The sequence below is a fragment of the Kitasatospora sp. NPDC088779 genome, from assembly GCF_040685395.1.
Lineage (GTDB): Bacteria > Actinomycetota > Actinomycetes > Streptomycetales > Streptomycetaceae > Kitasatospora.
Genome location: NZ_JBFBHW010000013.1, coordinates 111,879 through 127,879, shown reverse-complemented (window position 1 = coordinate 127,879; position 16,001 = coordinate 111,879). Strand labels below are relative to the sequence as shown.

General features: G+C 71.2%; 12 protein-coding genes. 5 read left to right on the top strand and 7 right to left on the bottom strand.

Annotated features, from left to right (window positions below; translation table 11 throughout):
• Nucleotides 1–13: 13 nt before the first annotated feature.
• From AB0P03_RS15085 to hrcA, 3 genes are all read right to left on the bottom strand, one after another.
• Nucleotides 14–763, bottom strand: a complete 750-nt coding sequence (locus AB0P03_RS15085; RefSeq protein WP_363588252.1) for a 16S rRNA (uracil(1498)-N(3))-methyltransferase — start codon at nucleotides 761–763, stop codon at nucleotides 14–16.
• 110 nt (nucleotides 764–873) lie between these two features.
• Nucleotides 874–2,013, bottom strand: a complete 1,140-nt coding sequence (gene dnaJ / locus AB0P03_RS15080; protein WP_350878218.1) for a molecular chaperone DnaJ — start codon at nucleotides 2,011–2,013, stop codon at nucleotides 874–876.
• A gap of 76 nt (nucleotides 2,014–2,089) precedes the next feature.
• Nucleotides 2,090–3,124 (bottom strand): heat-inducible transcriptional repressor HrcA, encoded by a 1,035-nt coding sequence (gene hrcA, locus AB0P03_RS15075; RefSeq protein ID WP_063347523.1) that lies wholly within the window; start codon nucleotides 3,122–3,124, stop codon nucleotides 2,090–2,092.
• A 263-nt stretch (nucleotides 3,125–3,387) separates the two neighbouring features.
• On the opposite strand from hrcA, the gene htpX reads away from it, so the two are divergent.
• Genes htpX through AB0P03_RS15060 form a run of 3 tightly spaced genes read left to right on the top strand, consistent with a single transcriptional unit; the run spans nucleotide 3,388 to nucleotide 5,795 of the window.
• Nucleotides 3,388–4,308: a zinc metalloprotease HtpX gene (htpX, locus tag AB0P03_RS15070; protein ID WP_363588254.1), complete on the top strand. Its 921-nt coding sequence runs from the start codon at nucleotides 3,388–3,390 to the stop codon at nucleotides 4,306–4,308.
• Nucleotides 4,309–4,358: 50 nt separating this feature from the next.
• Nucleotides 4,359–4,943: a hypothetical protein gene (locus AB0P03_RS15065; RefSeq protein ID WP_363588256.1), complete on the top strand. Its 585-nt coding sequence runs from the start codon at nucleotides 4,359–4,361 to the stop codon at nucleotides 4,941–4,943.
• A gap of 24 nt (nucleotides 4,944–4,967) precedes the next feature.
• Nucleotides 4,968–5,795 carry a DUF3097 domain-containing protein gene (locus AB0P03_RS15060; RefSeq protein WP_363629209.1) on the top strand — a complete coding sequence of 276 codons (828 nt, stop codon included), beginning with the start codon at nucleotides 4,968–4,970 and terminating at the stop codon, nucleotides 5,793–5,795.
• Between the two features lie 6 nt (nucleotides 5,796–5,801).
• Here AB0P03_RS15060 and AB0P03_RS15055 read toward each other — a convergent pair whose 3' ends face one another.
• Genes AB0P03_RS15055 through AB0P03_RS15045 form a run of 3 tightly spaced genes read right to left on the bottom strand, consistent with a single transcriptional unit; the run spans nucleotide 5,802 to nucleotide 9,668 of the window.
• The gene (locus AB0P03_RS15055; protein ID WP_363588260.1) at nucleotides 5,802–6,359 is read right to left on the bottom strand and encodes a Uma2 family endonuclease; all 558 of its coding nucleotides are present in this window, start codon (nucleotides 6,357–6,359) and stop codon (nucleotides 5,802–5,804) included.
• A 41-nt stretch (nucleotides 6,360–6,400) separates the two neighbouring features.
• Nucleotides 6,401–7,630 (bottom strand): radical SAM family heme chaperone HemW, encoded by a 1,230-nt coding sequence (gene hemW, locus AB0P03_RS15050; RefSeq protein WP_363588262.1) that lies wholly within the window; start codon nucleotides 7,628–7,630, stop codon nucleotides 6,401–6,403.
• 58 nt (nucleotides 7,631–7,688) lie between these two features.
• On the bottom strand, nucleotides 7,689–9,668 hold the full coding sequence (locus tag AB0P03_RS15045; protein WP_363629207.1) for a long-chain fatty acid--CoA ligase: 1,980 nt from the start codon (nucleotides 9,666–9,668) through the stop codon (nucleotides 7,689–7,691).
• A gap of 358 nt (nucleotides 9,669–10,026) precedes the next feature.
• Here AB0P03_RS15045 and AB0P03_RS15040 point away from each other — a divergent pair, with 358 nt between their 5' ends.
• Nucleotides 10,027–11,760, top strand: coding sequence for an ABC transporter ATP-binding protein (locus AB0P03_RS15040; protein ID WP_363629205.1), 1,734 nt, complete (start codon nucleotides 10,027–10,029; stop codon nucleotides 11,758–11,760).
• Between the two features lie 194 nt (nucleotides 11,761–11,954).
• Nucleotides 11,955–13,853, top strand: a complete 1,899-nt coding sequence (locus tag AB0P03_RS15035; RefSeq protein ID WP_363588280.1) for an ABC transporter ATP-binding protein — start codon at nucleotides 11,955–11,957, stop codon at nucleotides 13,851–13,853.
• Nucleotides 13,854–14,015: 162 nt separating this feature from the next.
• Here the strand turns inward: AB0P03_RS15035 and lepA are convergent, their stop codons facing one another.
• Nucleotides 14,016–15,884 (bottom strand): translation elongation factor 4, encoded by a 1,869-nt coding sequence (gene lepA, locus AB0P03_RS15030; protein ID WP_363588268.1) that lies wholly within the window; start codon nucleotides 15,882–15,884, stop codon nucleotides 14,016–14,018.
• Nucleotides 15,885–16,001: the final 117 nt, after the last annotated feature.

Genomic DNA, 16,001 nt, shown 5'->3' with positions numbered 1-16,001 from the left:
ACGGGCGGGCCGGCTACGACCAGCGGCCGGTGCGCCCCAGCAGCAGGGCGCCGGCGGCCACCCCGGCGGTGGAGGTGCGCAGCACCGAGGGGCCCAGCCGGTACGGCCCGGCACCCGCCTCGGCGAACGCGGCCAGCTCCTCCGGGGAGACCCCGCCCTCCGGGCCGACCACCAGCACCACGTCCCCGGCCGCGGGCAGCGCGGCCAGCGCCAGCGGCTCGGCGCCCTCCTCGTGCAGCACGGCGGCGAACGCGGCCCCGGCCAGCAGCGGCGCCAGCTGCCGGGTGGTCGCCGGCTCGCGCACCTCGGGGAAGCGCAGCCGGCGGGACTGCTTGCCGGCCTCCCGGGCGGTGGCCCGCCACTTGGCGAGTGCCTTGGCGCCCCGGTCGCCCTTCCACTGCGTGATGCAGCGCGAGGCGGCCCACGGGACGATCACGTCCACGCCGACCTCGGTCATGGTCTCCACCGCGAGCTCGCCGCGGTCGCCCTTGGGCAGCGCCTGGACGACGACGATCCGCGGCGCCGGCTCGGGCTCCCGGCGGACGGCGGCCACCGTGACGTCGATCGCGTCCTTGCCGAGCACCGCGGCGACCGTCCCGTCCACCCCGAGGCCCAGCCCGTCGGCGAGGGTCACCGCCTCGCCCGCCGCCAGCCGCCTCACCGCGGCCGCGTGCCGCCCCTCCGGCCCGTCGAGGCGCACCACGGAGCCGGGCGCGGCGGCGGCGATCCGCTCGGTCTCGACGACGAAGACGGGGGCGGTCATGCGGGGAACCTCCGGGGGTGGGGCGGATCGGGAACGCGAAAGGGGCGCCGGGCAGAACCCGGCACCCCCGCGCGGACGGCCAGGGCCCAGTAGCGGCCCCGGCCTAGGGCCTAGCGGCCGTTGAACGCGTCCTTGAGGCGCGAGAACAGGCCCTGCTGGCCCGGCGCGAACTGGCCGGACGGCCGCTCCTCGCCGCGCAGCACCGCGAGCCGGCGCAGCAGCTCCTCCTGCTCGGGGTCGAGCTTGGTGGGCGTCTGCACCTCGACATGCACTATCAGGTCGCCCCGGCCGCCGCCGCGCAGGTGCGTGATGCCGCGGCCGTGCAGCGGGATCGACTGGCCGGACTGGGTGCCGGGCCGGATGTCGACCTCCTCCAGCCCGTCCAGGGTCTGCAGCGGCACCTGGGTGCCGAGGGACGCGGCCGTCATCGGGATGGTGACGGTGCAGTGCAGGTCGTCCCCGCGCCGCTGGAAGACGGTGTGGGTGGTCTCGGCGATCTCGACGTACAGGTCGCCGGCCGGGCCGCCGCCGGGGCCGACCTCGCCCTCGCCGGCCAGCTGGATCCGGGTGCCGTTGTCGACACCGGCCGGGATCTTGACGGTCAGGGTGCGCCGGGCGCGGACCCTGCCGTCGCCGGCGCACTCCGGGCACGGGGTCGGCACGACGGTGCCGAAGCCCTGGCACTGCGGGCAGGGACGGGAGGTCATGACCTGGCCCAGGAACGACCGGGTGACCTGGGAGACCTCGCCCCTGCCGCGACACATGTCGCAGGTCTGCGCGGAGGTGCCGGGGGCCGCGCCCTCGCCGCTGCACGTGGTGCAGGTGACGGCGGTGTCGACCTGGAGTTCCTTGGTGGTGCCGAAGGCGGCCTCCTCCAGGGTGATCTCCAGCCGGATCATGGCGTCCTGGCCGCGGCGGGTGCGCGAGCGCGGGCCGCGCTGGCCGGCCGCGGCGCCGAAGAAGGCGTCCATGATGTCGGAGAAGCCGAAGCCGGCCGCCCCCGCGCCGAAGCCGCCCGCGCCCCCGCCGCCCGGCGAGAGCGGGTCACCTCCGAGGTCGTAGACCTGGCGCTTCTGCGGGTCGGAGAGCACCTCGTAAGCGGCGTTGATCTCCTTGAACCGCTCCTGCGTCTTCGGGTCCGGGTTGACGTCCGGGTGCAGTTCGCGTGCCAGGCGCCGGAAGGCCTTCTTGATCTCGTCCTGCCCCGCATCCCGTCGGACGCCGAGTACCGCGTAGTAGTCCGTGGCCACCAAATGCTCCGCTTGTTCCGCCTGTAGTAGTGCTGCGACTGGACACCGCCGTCAGAGGTTCCGACGGCGGCCTGTGCTACGACTCGGCCAGGATCTGGCCCACGTACCGCGCCACCGCACGCACCGCCCCCATTGTGCCCGGATAGTCCATCCGGGTCGGACCGATCACACCCAGTTTGGCCACGCTCTCGTCGCCCGAACCGTAACCGACCGACACCACCGAGGTGGAATTCAGCCCCTCGTAGGCGATCTCCCGCCCGATCCGGACCGTCATCGCGGCGTCCGCCGTCTCACCCAGGAGGCGGAGCAGGACGACCTGCTCCTCCAGGGCTTCCAGCACCGGCTGGATGGTCAGGGGGAAGTCGTGCCCGAAGCGGGTCAGGTTGGCCGTGCCGGCCAGCATGATCCGCTCCTCGTTCTGCTCGGCGAGCGCTTCGAACAGCGTCGCCAGGACCGTGCTGACGGTCGGGCGGTCCGGCGGCTCGAAACCCGCCGGGAGCTCCTCCAGGAACCCCGGCACGTCCGGCAGCCGCTGGCCGACGGCCCGCGCGTTGATCCGGGCCCGCAGGTCCGCCAGGACCGTCTCGCCGACCGGGCCCGGGCAGTCGACCATCCGCTGCTCGACCCGGCCGGTGTTGGTGATCAGGACCAGCATCACCTTGGTCGGGGCCAGCGCCACCAGCTCGATGTGCCGGACGGTGGACCGCGACAGCGAGGGGTACTGCACCACCGCGACCTGCCGGGTGAGCTGGGCGAGCAGCCGCACCGTCCGCATGACCACGTCGTCCAGGTCGACGGCGCCGTCCAGGAAGTGCCGGATCGCCCGGCGCTCGGGGGCGCTCATCGGCTTGACCTCGGCGAGCTTGTCGACGAACAGGCGGTACCCCTTGTCGGTGGGGATGCGCCCGGCGCTGGTGTGCGGCTGGTGGATGTAGCCCTCCTCCTCCAGCGCCGCCATGTCGTTGCGGACGGTCGCCGGGGAGACTCCGAGGTTGTGCCGCTCCACCAGGGCCTTGGAGCCGACCGGCTCCTCGGTGCCCACGTAGTCCTGGACGATCGCGCGGAGCACGGCGAGCTTGCGGTCGTCCAGCTGGCGAACCTCACCGGCCATGGGGCACACACCTCCGTCTTCGCACGTTGTCCGTTCGTGTCACGCATGCTGCTGCCCGCTCCGGGAGGATCCCGGCTCCGGCACCCGCTTTGGCACTCTGAACCTGCGAGTGCCAAAACCGTACCTGCCAGTGTAAGGCCCGGGCCCAACGGCAGGAACGGCCCGGCCGGAGTGATCCTGCCCGCAGTTCCCGGCGCGGGGGTGGTGCCGCGGGGCCGTCCGGGTGGCAGCATCGAAGACGACGGCGAATGGAGGAGCAAGCAATGTCGAGCTCGGGCCAGCACACCCGTTTCGCGCCCGACCGCGGTCTGACCGGCCGCATGGTCGTGACGATGTTCGTGATCGGGCTGCTGTACGTCGGTTTCACCGGTCTGCTGATCGTGCTGCTGCGCGGCGCCTGGCCACTGATCGTCCTGATCTCCGGCGGGCTGTTCGTGGCCCAGTTCTGGTTCAGCGACAAGATCACCGAACGGGCGATGGGCGCCCACCAGGTGACCCCTGAGCAGTACCCGCAACTGCACGGCACCATCGACCGGCTCTGCGCGCTGGCCGACATGCCCAAACCCCGGGTGGCGGTCGCCGACAACGACATGCCGAACGCCTTCGCCACCGGCCGCAACCCGCAGAACGCCGTGGTGTGCGTCACCACCGGCCTGCTGCGACGGCTGGAGCCCGAGGAACTGGAGGGCGTCCTCGCCCACGAGCTGTCCCACGTCGCCCACCGGGACGTCGCGGTGATGACCATCGCCGGCTTCCTCGGCGTCCTCGCCGGGGCCATGACCCGGATCGCCATGTACGGCGGGTTCATGGGCGGCAACCGCAACAACAACGACCAGAACGCGGCCATCGTCGCCCTGATCATCCCGCTGGTGTCGATGGTCGTCTACGCCATCAGCTTCCTGCTCACCCGGCTCCTGTCCCGCTACCGGGAACTCGCCGCCGACCGCGCCGCCGCCCAGCTCACCGGCCGGCCCAGCGCCCTCGCCTCCGCGCTCACCAAGGTCACCGGCCAGATCGCCGCCATCCCCAGCAAGGACCTGCGCCAGGCGCAGCCCTACAACGCCTTCTACTTCGCCCCCGCGCTGAGCGCCCGGGAGACCGCCTCGCAGCTGTTCTCCACCCACCCGACGCTGGAGAAGCGCCTGGAGCAGCTGGCGAAGATCTCCGAGCAGCTCGGCCGCTGAGGCCCCGCCCCCCTGCCGCCCTCCCGACTCCCTCCTCCGAAAGGACCGCCGTGGGAATCCTGGACACCCTGTTCGGGCGCACCAAGCCCGTCAAGCCCGACCTCGACCAGCTGTTCGGCGTCCCGTCCGCCGCCCTCACCCTGGAGGCCGGGGCCGGGTTCACCCCCACCGGGCTCGGCTCGGTCTGCTTCGCCGCCGTCGAGGGCGCGGCCTTCGGTCAGGTCGAACAGCAGGTGCGGGCGCTGCTCGACGCCGACACCGAGCGCGGCGGCGTCCCGGTGGAGGCCTCCAAGGACGGCTACGGCTACTCCTGGCTGCTCGCCCGGCACACCCCCGAGGAACTGCCGGACCTGGTCAACGACCTGCACGCGGTCAACAGCGAGCTGGAGGCGAACGGCTTCGGGCCGCAGCTGCTCTGCTCGCTGGTCGGCTTCCGCAACCCGGACGGGCAGTCGCTGGCCCTGGTCTACCTCTACAAGCGCGGCACCTTCTACCCCTTCGCCCCGATGCCCGGCGGCGGGGAGCGGCGCAACAGCCCGCTGGAGCTCCAGGTCAACGCGATGCTCGGGAACGACCTGCGGCTGGAGAAGGACCTCAGCCGCTGGTTCCCGGTCTGGGGCGCGCCGGGCCTCTGACGGTCCGTCCGTATAGTCGCTTTCATGCGCAGCCGCCAGTACGGACCCGACCTGACCCCGCCGTGGAAGAAGCAGCAACCCGCCCCGGAGGTGACCGCCGAACGGGACCTGGTGGTGGAGGAGGCCGCCACCGGCTTCTGCGGCGCGGTGGTGCGCTGCGAGAAGACCGCCGAGGGCTTCACCGTCACCCTGGAGGACCGCTTCGGCAAGCTCCGGGTGTTCCCGCTGGTGCCGCGCGGCTTCCTGCTGGAGGGCCGGACGGTCACCCTGGTGCGCCCGGCCGGCCCCGCCCCCTCCCGTACGCCGGGCCGCACCGCCTCCGGCTCCGTCGCCGTCCCCGGCGCCCGGGCCCGGGTCGCCCGCGAGTCGCGGATCTACGTCGAGGGCCGGCACGACGCCGAACTGGTCGAGCGGGTCTGGGGCGACGACCTGCGGATCGAGGGCGTGGTCGTCGAGTACCTGGAGGGCGTGGACGACCTGCCCGCGATCGTCGCCGACTTCGCCCCCGGCCCGGGGCGGCGCCTCGGCGTCCTGGTCGACCACCTGCTCCCCGGCACCAAGGAGCAGCGCATCGCCGCCCAGGTCACCGGCGACGCCGTCCTGGTCGTCGGCCACCCCTACATCGACATCTGGCAGGCCGTGAAGCCCGCCTCCGTCGGCATCGCCGGCTGGCCCGCCGTCCCGCGCGGCGAGGAGTGGAAGGAGGGCGTCTGCCGCCGCCTCGGCTGGCCGGTGAACACCCCCGCCGCCTGGAAGCGGATCCTCTCCACGGTGGACAGCTACAAGGACCTGGAGCCGGAACTGCTGGGCAAGGTCGAGGAGTTGATCGACTTCGTGACGGTTCCGGAGTGAGGCCGATCAGACGTACTGCTGAAAGTCCGTGGTGTCCAGATCGATCTCAAGCAGGCTGACGGGGACGGGCTCGCCGAACTTGCTGGTCCGCTCGGACATGTACCTCGGGAGGCCGGACCCGGGATCCCTACCCAACTCGGTCAGCAGCACGCAGACCCCCTTGATCGGGTCCACGATCAGGTACGCGGGGACGGAGCCCTCGGCGTAGAGCTCCCGCTTGGTCCGGTAATCACGATCGACACTGGTCTTCGACACCACCTCGACCACCAGGGTGACGGCGGGCGACGGCAGCAGTCGTCCGTGCTCCTGGACCGCCCCGCGTTCGAAGACGACCAGGTCGGGCTGGGGTTCGCTCGCCTGGCCGGGGATCCCCAGGTCCTGGGTCGTGAGTGGACGCCACCGACCGTACGGAAGCTGGTGCTGAATCGCCAGGACGATGAGATTGTGGACCATGTCAGGCCCCGCCATCATCACGATTTCCCCCCTGATGAGTTCGGCCTTGATGCCCTCCGGCACCTCCAGGTTCTCGAAGATCCCGGTCATCCGATCATCGATGGCGGTCATCGCACGCTCCCTCCGACGGCTGACACCCACGTTAACGAATGTCAGTCCACCAGGTCACGTACGACCGCGTCGGCGAGCAGCCGGCCCTGGAGGGTGAGGACGGCGCGGCCCTGGGCGTACGGCTCGGCGGCGAGGAGGCCGTCGGCGAGGTGGCGGGCGGCGGCGTGACGGCCGGTGTCGGTGAGGAGGGTGAGCGGGATGCCCTCGGCGAGGCGCAGTTCCAGCAGGATGCGCTCGACCCGGCGGTCCTCCTCGGCGAGCACCTCGCGGCCCAGGGCCGGGGTGCGGCCCTCGGCGAGGGCCTGGGCGTAGGCGGCGGGGTGCTTGGCGTTCCACCAGCGGACGCCGCCGACGTGGCTGTGCGCGCCCGGGCCGGCGCCCCACCAGTCGGCGCCGGTCCAGTACAGCTCGTTGTGGCGGCAGCGGCCCTCCGGGGTGGTGGCCCAGTTGGAGACCTCGTACCAGGTGTAGCCGGCGGCGCTGAGGGCCTGTTCGGCGATGAGGTAGCGGTCGGCGTGCACGTCGTCGTCGATCATCGGCAGTTCGCCGCGCTTGACCCGGGCGGCGAGCTTGGTGCCGTCCTCGACGATCAGGGAGTACGCCGAGACGTGGTCGGGCCCGGCGCCGATGGCGGCGTCCAGGGAGGCGCGCCAGTCGTCGTCGGACTCGCCGGGGGTGCCGTAGATGAGGTCCAGGTTGACGTGGTCGAAGCCGGCGGCGCGGGCCTCGGCGACGCAGGCCTCGGGGCGGCCCGGGGTGTGGTGGCGGTCGAGCAGCTTCAGGACGTGCGGGCGGGCGCTCTGCATGCCGAAGGAGACCCGGTTGTAGCCGCCCTCGCGCAGTTCGGCCAGGTAGGCCGGGTCGACGGACTCCGGGTTGGCCTCGGTGGTGACCTCGGCGCCCTCGGCGAGCCCGAACTCCTCGCGCAGCGCGGCGAGCATCTTCACCAGGTCGCGAGCGGGCAGCAGGGTGGGGGTGCCGCCGCCGAGGAAGACGGTCTGGACCGGCAGGTCGACCTGGCCGAGGACCTGGCGGGCCAGCCGGATCTCGGCGACCACGTTGTCCGCGTAGGTCTCCTGGGAGGCGACGGCCCCGGAGGAGCGCAGCTCGGTCGCGGTGTAGGTGTTGAAGTCGCAGTAGCCGCAGCGGCTGGCGCAGTAGGGCACGTGCAGGTAGAAGCCGAACGGCCGCTGCCCGAGACCGGTGCGGGCGGATGCGGGCAGGGAACCGTCGGACGGCACCGGTTCACCGTCGGGGAGTGCGGAGGGCATGACCCCATTGTCCCGTACGGCTCACCCGAACCGGTGAGCCGTACGGGGTCGGGGCCGATCAGGCCTCGTTGGCGCCCGCGTACATCGCGGTGACGGCGTCCGCGTAGGTCCGCTCGACCACCGGGCGCTTGATCTTCAGGCTCGGGGTGAGCTCGCCGTGCTCGATGTCGAGGTCGCGTGGCAGCAGGTGGAACTTCTTGATCGTCTGCCAGCGCTGGAGGTCGGCGTTGAGCCGCTTGACGAAGCCCTCGATCAGCTGGTGCACCTGCGGGTCGGCGACCACCTCGGCGTAGGACTTGTCCTTCAGCCCGTGCGCGGCGGCCCACGGCATGATGACCGCCTCGTCCAGGCCGATCAGCGCGGTGCAGAAGTTGCGGCCGTTGCCGATCACGAGGATGTTGCTGACGAACGGGCAGACCGCCTTGAACCTGCCCTCGACCTCGCTGGGCGCGACGTACTTGCCGCCGGAGGTCTTGAACAGGTCCTTCTTGCGGTCGGTGATCCGCAGGAAGCCGTCGGGGCCGAGCTCGCCGATGTCCTCGGTGTGGAACCAGCCGTCGGCCTCCAGCACCTCGGCGGTCTTCTCGGGCAGGTCGTGGTAGCCGCGCATGACGCCGGGGCCGCGCAGCAGGATCTCGCCGTCCTCGGCGATCCGGACCTCGGTGCCGGGCAGCGGGCGGCCCACGGTGCCGATCCGGACGTCCTCCTCACGGTTGACGCAGGAGCCGGCACTGGTCTCGCTGAGGCCGTAGCCCTCCAGGATCGGCACGCCGGCGCCGAGGAAGAAGTAGCCGATCTCGGGCGCGAGCGCGGCGCTGCCGGAGACGGCGCCGCGCAGCCGGCCGCCGAAGGCCGCGCGGATCTTGGCGTAGACCAGCTTGTCGGCCAGGCCGTGCTGCAGCCTGAGGCCCAGCGGGGCGGTGCCGGCGCCGGTGGCGATCCGGCTCTCCTGGACGGCGCGGGCGTGCTCGCGGGCGACCTTGGCGGCCCACCGGAAGATCTTGTACTTGGCGCCGCCCTCGGCCCGGGCCCGGCCGGCGATGCCGTTGTAGACCTTCTCGAAGATGCGCGGCGCCGAGGCCATCACGGTCGGCCGGATGACCGGCAGGTTGTGGATGATCCGGTCGACCCGGCCGTCCACGGCCATCACGTGGCCGGTGGCGATCTGGCCGGAGATCAGCGTCTTGCCGAACACGTGCGACAGCGGCAGCCACATGAACTGGACGTCGTCGGAGCGCAGCAGTCCGCTGGCCTCCTGGGCCCGGGCCTCGTACGCCCAGCAGTCGTGCACCAGGCGCACGCCCTTGGGGCGGCCGGTGGTGCCGGAGGTGTAGATGAGGGTGGCCAGCTGTTCCTTGTCGAGCGCGGCGACGGCCTTCTCGACCGCGTCCGGGTGCTGCTCCAGGTACTCGGCGCCGCGCTGCTCCAGCTCGGCGAGGGTGAGCACCGTGAGGGCGTTCAGGCCGTCGGCCCCGGGGGTACTGGCCTGTGGGGCGTCGGCCTCGGGGGCGTCGGCCTCGGGGGCGTCGGCCTCGGGGGCGTCGAAGAGGATGACGGTCCGCAGCTCGGGCAGCTGTCCGAGCTGGCCGACGGCCTTGGCGAGTTGGGCGGAGTTCTCCGCGAACAGCGCCCTGGAACCGGAGTTGGAGAGGATGAACGCGGTCTCATCGGCGTTGGTGCTGGGATAGACGGTCGTCGTGGCGGCACCCGCGCACATGTTCCCGAGGTCGGCGATGATCCATTCGAGCCGGGTGGAGGAGGCGAGGGCCACCCGGTCCTCCGGCTGGATGCCGAGCGCCATCAGGCCGGCGGCCACCGCCTTGACCCGGGCCGCGGTCTGCGCCCAGGTGAGCGAGCGCCACTGCTCGGCGCCGGGGGCGCTGTCCGCGGCGTGCTCGTCGACCGGGGCCGGGTAGCGGTAGGCCTCGGCGTTCGGGGTGGCGGCGACCCGCTCCAGGAAGAGGTGGGCGACGGAGGCGGGACGCCCGGCGACCAAGTCGGCACTGCCGGAGTCGATCAGGGACTGCGCGGAACTCAACGAGGACCTCCGGGGGCGGGTGGCCGTCTGAGGGATGGTCTCGGCGCCCGTGGGGGGCGGCCGCCGGGCCCCCGGTCAACCCGGGCGATACCGGCGAGTAACAAGGGGGCAATCAGCAGCCTAGGGGGAAACCGGTCATTCCGTAAGAGGGCGGGGCCCGGCCGGCACACCGCCGCGCCGCCGGTGCCCGACGACGACTCCGCCCGCGCCCCGGTGAACCCGTGCAATCGGGCCCGCCGTACGGTTCGGCAAAGGACTGGGCAAACCTGCGATCCACAACTCGTGAATCGCCTGTACGAGTCCACCAAAGAACGAGAATCGGGATGCGAATCCACCCGTCGACGACAAGAGTGTGCCAGTGCTGATCAGACTTCTCAGGGCGTACCTGCGCCCGTACTCCCGACCGATCGCGCTGCTCGTGGGGCTCCAACTGGTGTCCACCCTGGCGGCGCTCTACCTGCCGACGCTCAACGCCGACATCATCGACGACGGCGTGGTCAAGGGCGACACCGGCTACATCCTGCAGGTGGGCGGGGTGATGATCGGCATCACCCTGGTCCAGGCGCTCTGCTCGATCGGCGCCGTCTACTACGGCTCCAAGACCGCCATGGCCTTCGGCCGGGACGTCCGCGCCGCCGTCTTCGACCAGGTGCAGAGCTTCTCCGCCCGCGAGGTCGGCCAGTTCGGCGCCCCCTCGCTGATCACCCGCACCACCAACGACGTCCAACAGGTCCAGATGCTGGCCCTGATGAGCTTCACGCTCATGGTGGCCGCCCCCATCATGTGCGTCGGCGGCATCATCATGGCCCTCAACCAGGACGTGCCGCTGTCCGGCCTGCTGCTCGCGGTCATCCCGCTGCTCGGCGCCGTCGTCGTCCTCCTCGTCCGCTCGCTGCGCCCCAAGTTCCGCAGCATGCAGACCCGGATCGACACGGTGAACCGGGTCCTGCGCGAGCAGATCACCGGCATCCGGGTCATCCGCGCCTTCGTCAAGGACGACCACGAGCAGGCCCGCTTCGCCAAGGCCAACGGGGACCTCACCGACACCGCCCTCCAGGTCGGCCGGCTGATGTCGTTCATGTTCCCGGCCGTGATGCTGGTCGTGAACGTCTCCAGCGTCGCCGTGCTCTGGTTCGGCGCCCACCGGATCGACAACGGCGGCATGCAGATCGGCGCGCTCACCGCCTTCCTCTCCTACCTGATGCAGATCCTCATGAGCGTCATGATGGCCACCTTCATGTTCATGATGGTGCCGCGCGCCGAGGTCTGCGCCGAGCGCATCGAGGAGGTCCTCGGCACCTCCTCCAGCGTCGTCCCGCCCGCCGCGCCGATCACCGAGGTGCTGCGCCGCGGCAACCTGGAACTGCGCGACGTCGACTTCCGCTACCCCGGCGCCGAGGCCTCGGTGCTGCGCGGCATCGCCATCACCGCCCGCCCCGGCGAGACCACCGCCGTCATCGGCTCCACCGGCAGCGGCAAGTCCACCCTGCTCGGGCTCGTGCCCCGGCTGTTCGACGCCACCTCCGGCCAGGTCCTGCTCGACGGCGTCGACGTGCGCGAACTCGCCCCCGAGGCGATCGCCGAGAGCGTCGGCCTCGTCCCGCAGAAGCCCTACCTGTTCTCCGGCACCGTCGCCAGCAACCTCCGCTACGGCCGGCCCGACGCCACCGACGAGGAACTCTGGCACGCCCTGGAGATCGCCCAGGCCAAGGACTTCGTCGCGGAACTGACCGAAGGCCTGGACGCCCCGATCGCCCAGGGCGGCGGCAACGTCTCCGGCGGCCAGCGCCAGCGCCTGGCCATCGCCCGGGCCCTGGTCCGCCAGCCCGACGTCTACCTGTTCGACGACTCCTTCTCGGCGCTCGACTACGCCACCGACGCCAGGCTGCGCAAGGCCCTCGCCCGCGAGACCTCCGACGCCACCGTGCTGATCGTCGCCCAGCGCGTCTCCACCATCCGCGACGCCGACCGGATCATCGTCCTCGACGAAGGCGCGGTCGTCGGCACCGGCACCCACCACGAACTGATGGCCGACAACCCGACATACCGGGAGATCGTGCTCTCCCAGCTCACCGAGCAGGAGGCGGCGTGACCACCCCCGGCAAGCCCGACGCGGACACCAGGACCGCGGACACCGAGACCACGGACACCAGAACCGTGGACCCCGAGGCCGCTGACCCCGCAAAGCCCGACCCGGACACCAAGGCCGCGGACCCCGCCGACGAACTGCCCAGCGACTCGCAGGCCGCCGCCGCCCGCCGCGGCCCCGCCGGACCGGGCCGCTTCATGGGCGGCCAGGGCACCGAGAAGTCCATGGACTTCAAGGGCTCCGGCAAGCGACTGCTCGCCCTGCTGCGCCCCGAACGCAACCTGATCTCCGGCGTGCTGGCCCTCGGCGTGCTCAGCATCGGCTGCGCCGTCACCGGCCCCAAGGTCCTCGGCAACGCCACCGACCTGATCTTCGCCGGCGTCGTCGGCGCCCGCTTCGAACCCGGCACCTCCAAGGCGCAGATCGTCGAGGGGCTGCGCGCCCACGGCGAGGGCGGCGTCGCCGGCCTGCTCTCCTCGGTGGACTTCACCCCCGGCCAGGGCATGGACTTCGGCGCCATCGGCACCGTGCTGCTCTGGGTGCTGGTCATCTACCTCGCCTCCGCCCTGTTCGGCATCGTCCAGGGCCGGCTGGCCACCGCGGCGATCCAGCGGGCCGGCTACCGGCTGCGCCAGGACGTCGAGGCCAAACTCGCCCGGCTGCCGCTCAGTTACTTCGACAAGCAGCCGCGCGGCGAGGTGCTCAGCCGGGTCACCAACGACATCGACAACATCAGCCAGTCCATGCAGCAGACCATGGGACAGGTCGTCAACTCGCTGCTCACCGTGATCGGCGTGCTGGCGATGATGTTCTGGATCTCCCCGCTGCTGGCGACGATCGCCCTGATCTCGGTGCCGCTGTCGGTGGCCGTCGCCGCCAAGGTCGGCAAGCGGGCGCAGCCCCAGTTCGTCCAGCAGTGGAAGTCCACCGGCCAACTCAACGCGCACATCGAGGAGATGTACACCGGCCACACCCTGGTCAAGGTGTTCGGCCGCCAGCGCGAGTCCGCCGAGACCTTCCGCGAGCACAACGAGGCGCTGTACACCTCCAGCTTCCGGGCGCAGTTCATCTCCGGGATCATCCAGCCCGCGATGATGCTGATCGGCAACCTGCAGTACGTGCTGGTCGCGGTCGTCGGCGGCCTGCGGGTGGCCAGCGGCGCGCTGTCCATCGGCGACGTGCAGGCGTTCATCCAGTACTCGCGGCAGTTCAGCCAGCCGCTCACCCAGGTCGCCAGCATGGCCAACCTGGTGCAGTCCGGGGTCGCCTCCGCCGAGCGCGTCTTCGAGCTGCTGGACGCCCCCGAGCAGACCCCCGAACCGGCCGTGTCCGAGCGGCCCGACACCATCCACGGCCGGGTCGCTTTCCAGGACGTGTCCTTCCGCTACGACCCCGAGAAGCCGCTCATCGAGGACCTCTCGCTCAAGGTCGAACCCGGCCAGACCGTCGCCATCGTCGGCCCCACCGGCGCCGGCAAGACCACCCTGGTCAACCTCCTGATGCGGTTCTACGAGGTCAGCTCCGGGCGGATCACCCTCGACGGGGTCGACGTCTCCGCGATGTCCCGCGAGGAACTGCGCTCCGGCATCGGCATGGTGCTCCAGGACACCTGGCTGTTCGGCGGCACCATCGCCGACAACATCGCCTACGGCGCCCAGGGAGCCACCCGCGAGCAGGTCGTCGAGGCCGCCAAGGCCGCCCACGTCGACCGCTTCGTGCGCACCTTGCCGGACGGCTACGACACCGTCATCGACGACGACGGCGCCGGGGTCAGCGCGGGCGAGAAGCAGCTGATCACCATCGCCCGGGCGTTCCTCGCCCAGCCGTCGATCCTCGTCCTGGACGAGGCGACCAGCTCCGTCGACACCCGCACCGAGGTGCTGATCCAGCGGGCCATGGCCCGGCTGCGCACCGGCCGCACCAGCTTCGTGATCGCGCACCGGCTCTCCACCATCCGGGACGCCGACGTGATCCTGGTGATGGAGAACGGCTCGATCGTCGAACAGGGCTCGCACGACGAGCTGATCGCCGCGCACGGCGCCTACGCGCGGCTGTACCAGGCGCAGTTCGCGGAGGCCGTGGCCGAGGTGGACTGACCGTCGCACACCGCCGGTGCCGAGCCGGGGCGGGCCCGAACCGCCCCGGCTCCTCGTCCGTGGTGCGCTGCGGTGGCCCGCTCCGGCGGAGAGAACGAGGGTGGGGAGAACGAGGAGGGGCCCGGGCGGTTGTCCGCCCGGGCCCCTCTCACGCGCCTGTGGTTACTTCTTTTCCTTCGGCGCCTCGGCGTCGGTGGACAGCGCGGCGATGAAGGCCTCCTGCGGGACCTCCACGCGGCCGACCATCTTCATCCGCTTCTTGCCCTCCTTCTGCTTCTCCAGCAGCTTGCGCTTGCGCGAGATGTCACCGCCGTAGCACTTGGCGAGGACGTCCTTGCGGATCGCGCGGACCGTCTCACGGGCGATCACCCGGGAGCCGATGGCCGCCTGGATCGGCACCTCGAACTGCTGGCGCGGGATCAGCTTCTGCAGCTTGCCCGCCATCATCACGCCGTAGCCGTAGGCCTTGTCCTTGTGCACGATCGCGGAGAAGGCGTCCACCGCGTCGCCGTGCAGCAGGATGTCGACCTTCACCAGCTGGGCGGACTGCTCGCCGATGGGCTCGTAGTCGAGCGAGGCGTAGCCGCGGGTCTTGGACTTCAGCTGGTCGAAGAAGTCGAAGACGATCTCGGCGAGCGGCAGGGTGTAGCGCAGCTCGACCCGGTCCTCGGACAGGTAGTCCATGCCCTGGAGGTTGCCGCGGCGGGACTGGCAGAGCTCCATGATCGCGCCGACGAACTCGTTGGGCGCCAGGATGGTGCCGCGCACGACCGGCTCGTACACCTCGGCGATCTTGCCGGTCGGGAACTCGCTCGGGTTGGTGACGATGTGCTCGGTACCGTCCTCCATGATCACCCGGTAGACCACGTTCGGGGCGGTGGAGATCAGGTCGAGGTTGAACTCGCGCTCCAGGCGCTCCCGGATGATCTCCAGGTGCAGCAGGCCGAGGAAGCCGCAGCGGTAGCCGAAGCCGAGCGCGACCGAGGTCTCCGGCTCGTACACCAGCGCGGCGTCGTTCAGCCGCAGCTTGTCCAGGGCGTCGCGCAGCAGCGGGTAGTCCGAGCCGTCCAGCGGGTACAGGCCGGAGAACACCATCGGGCGCGGGTCCTTGTAGCCGCCCAGCGCCTCGGTCGCACCCTTGTGCATCGAGGTGATGGTGTCACCGACCTTGGACTGCCGGACGTCCTTCACGCCGGTGATGATGTAGCCCACCTCGCCGACGCCCAGGCCGTCGGCGACCTTCGGCTCGGGCGAGATGACGCCGATCTCCAGCAGCTCGTGGGTGGCGCCGGTGGACATCATCGCGATCCGCTCGCGCTTGGTGAGCTGTCCGTCCACGACACGCACGTAGGTGACCACGCCGCGGTAGGAGTCGTACACCGAGTCGAAGATCATCGCGCGGGCCGGGGCGTCCTTGACGCCGACCGGGGCCGGGACGGTGTTGACGATGTGGTCCAGCAGGTCCTCGACGCCGAGGCCGGTCTTGGCGCTGACCTGCAGCACGTCCGAGGGGTCGCAGCCGATGATGTGCGCGATCTCCGCCGCGTACTTCTCCGGCTGGGCGGCCGGCAGGTCGATCTTGTTCAGCACCGGGACGATCGTGAGGTCGTTCTCCAGCGCCAGGTACAGGTTGGCGAGGGTCTGCGCCTCGATGCCCTGGGCCGCGTCGACCACCAGGATGGTGCCCTCGCAGGCCGCGAGGGAGCGGGACACCTCGTACGTGAAGTCCACGTGGCCGGGGGTGTCGATCATGTTGAGGATGTGCGTCGTCCCGGCATTCGGACCGGTCCTCGGCGCCCACGGGAGGCGGACCGCCTGCGACTTGATGGTGATGCCGCGCTCGCGCTCGATGTCCATGCGGTCGAGGTACTGGGCGCGCATCTGCCGCGGGTCGACGACGCCCGTGATCTGCAGCATCCGGTCTGCGAGCGTCGACTTGCCGTGGTCGATGTGGGCGATGATGCAGAAGTTGCGGATCAGCGCCGGGTCGGTACGGCTGGGCTCTGGCACATTGCTGGGGGTCGCGGGCACCTTGGTCCGATTCTCCGTTGGTCCGGGGCCGGGGGTGTCCTGGTCATCGCTGACCGGTTTTCCCGGGGACCGGACAGTCTCGTCCGATCGAAATAGTTCCTCCCATCCTCCCACGAC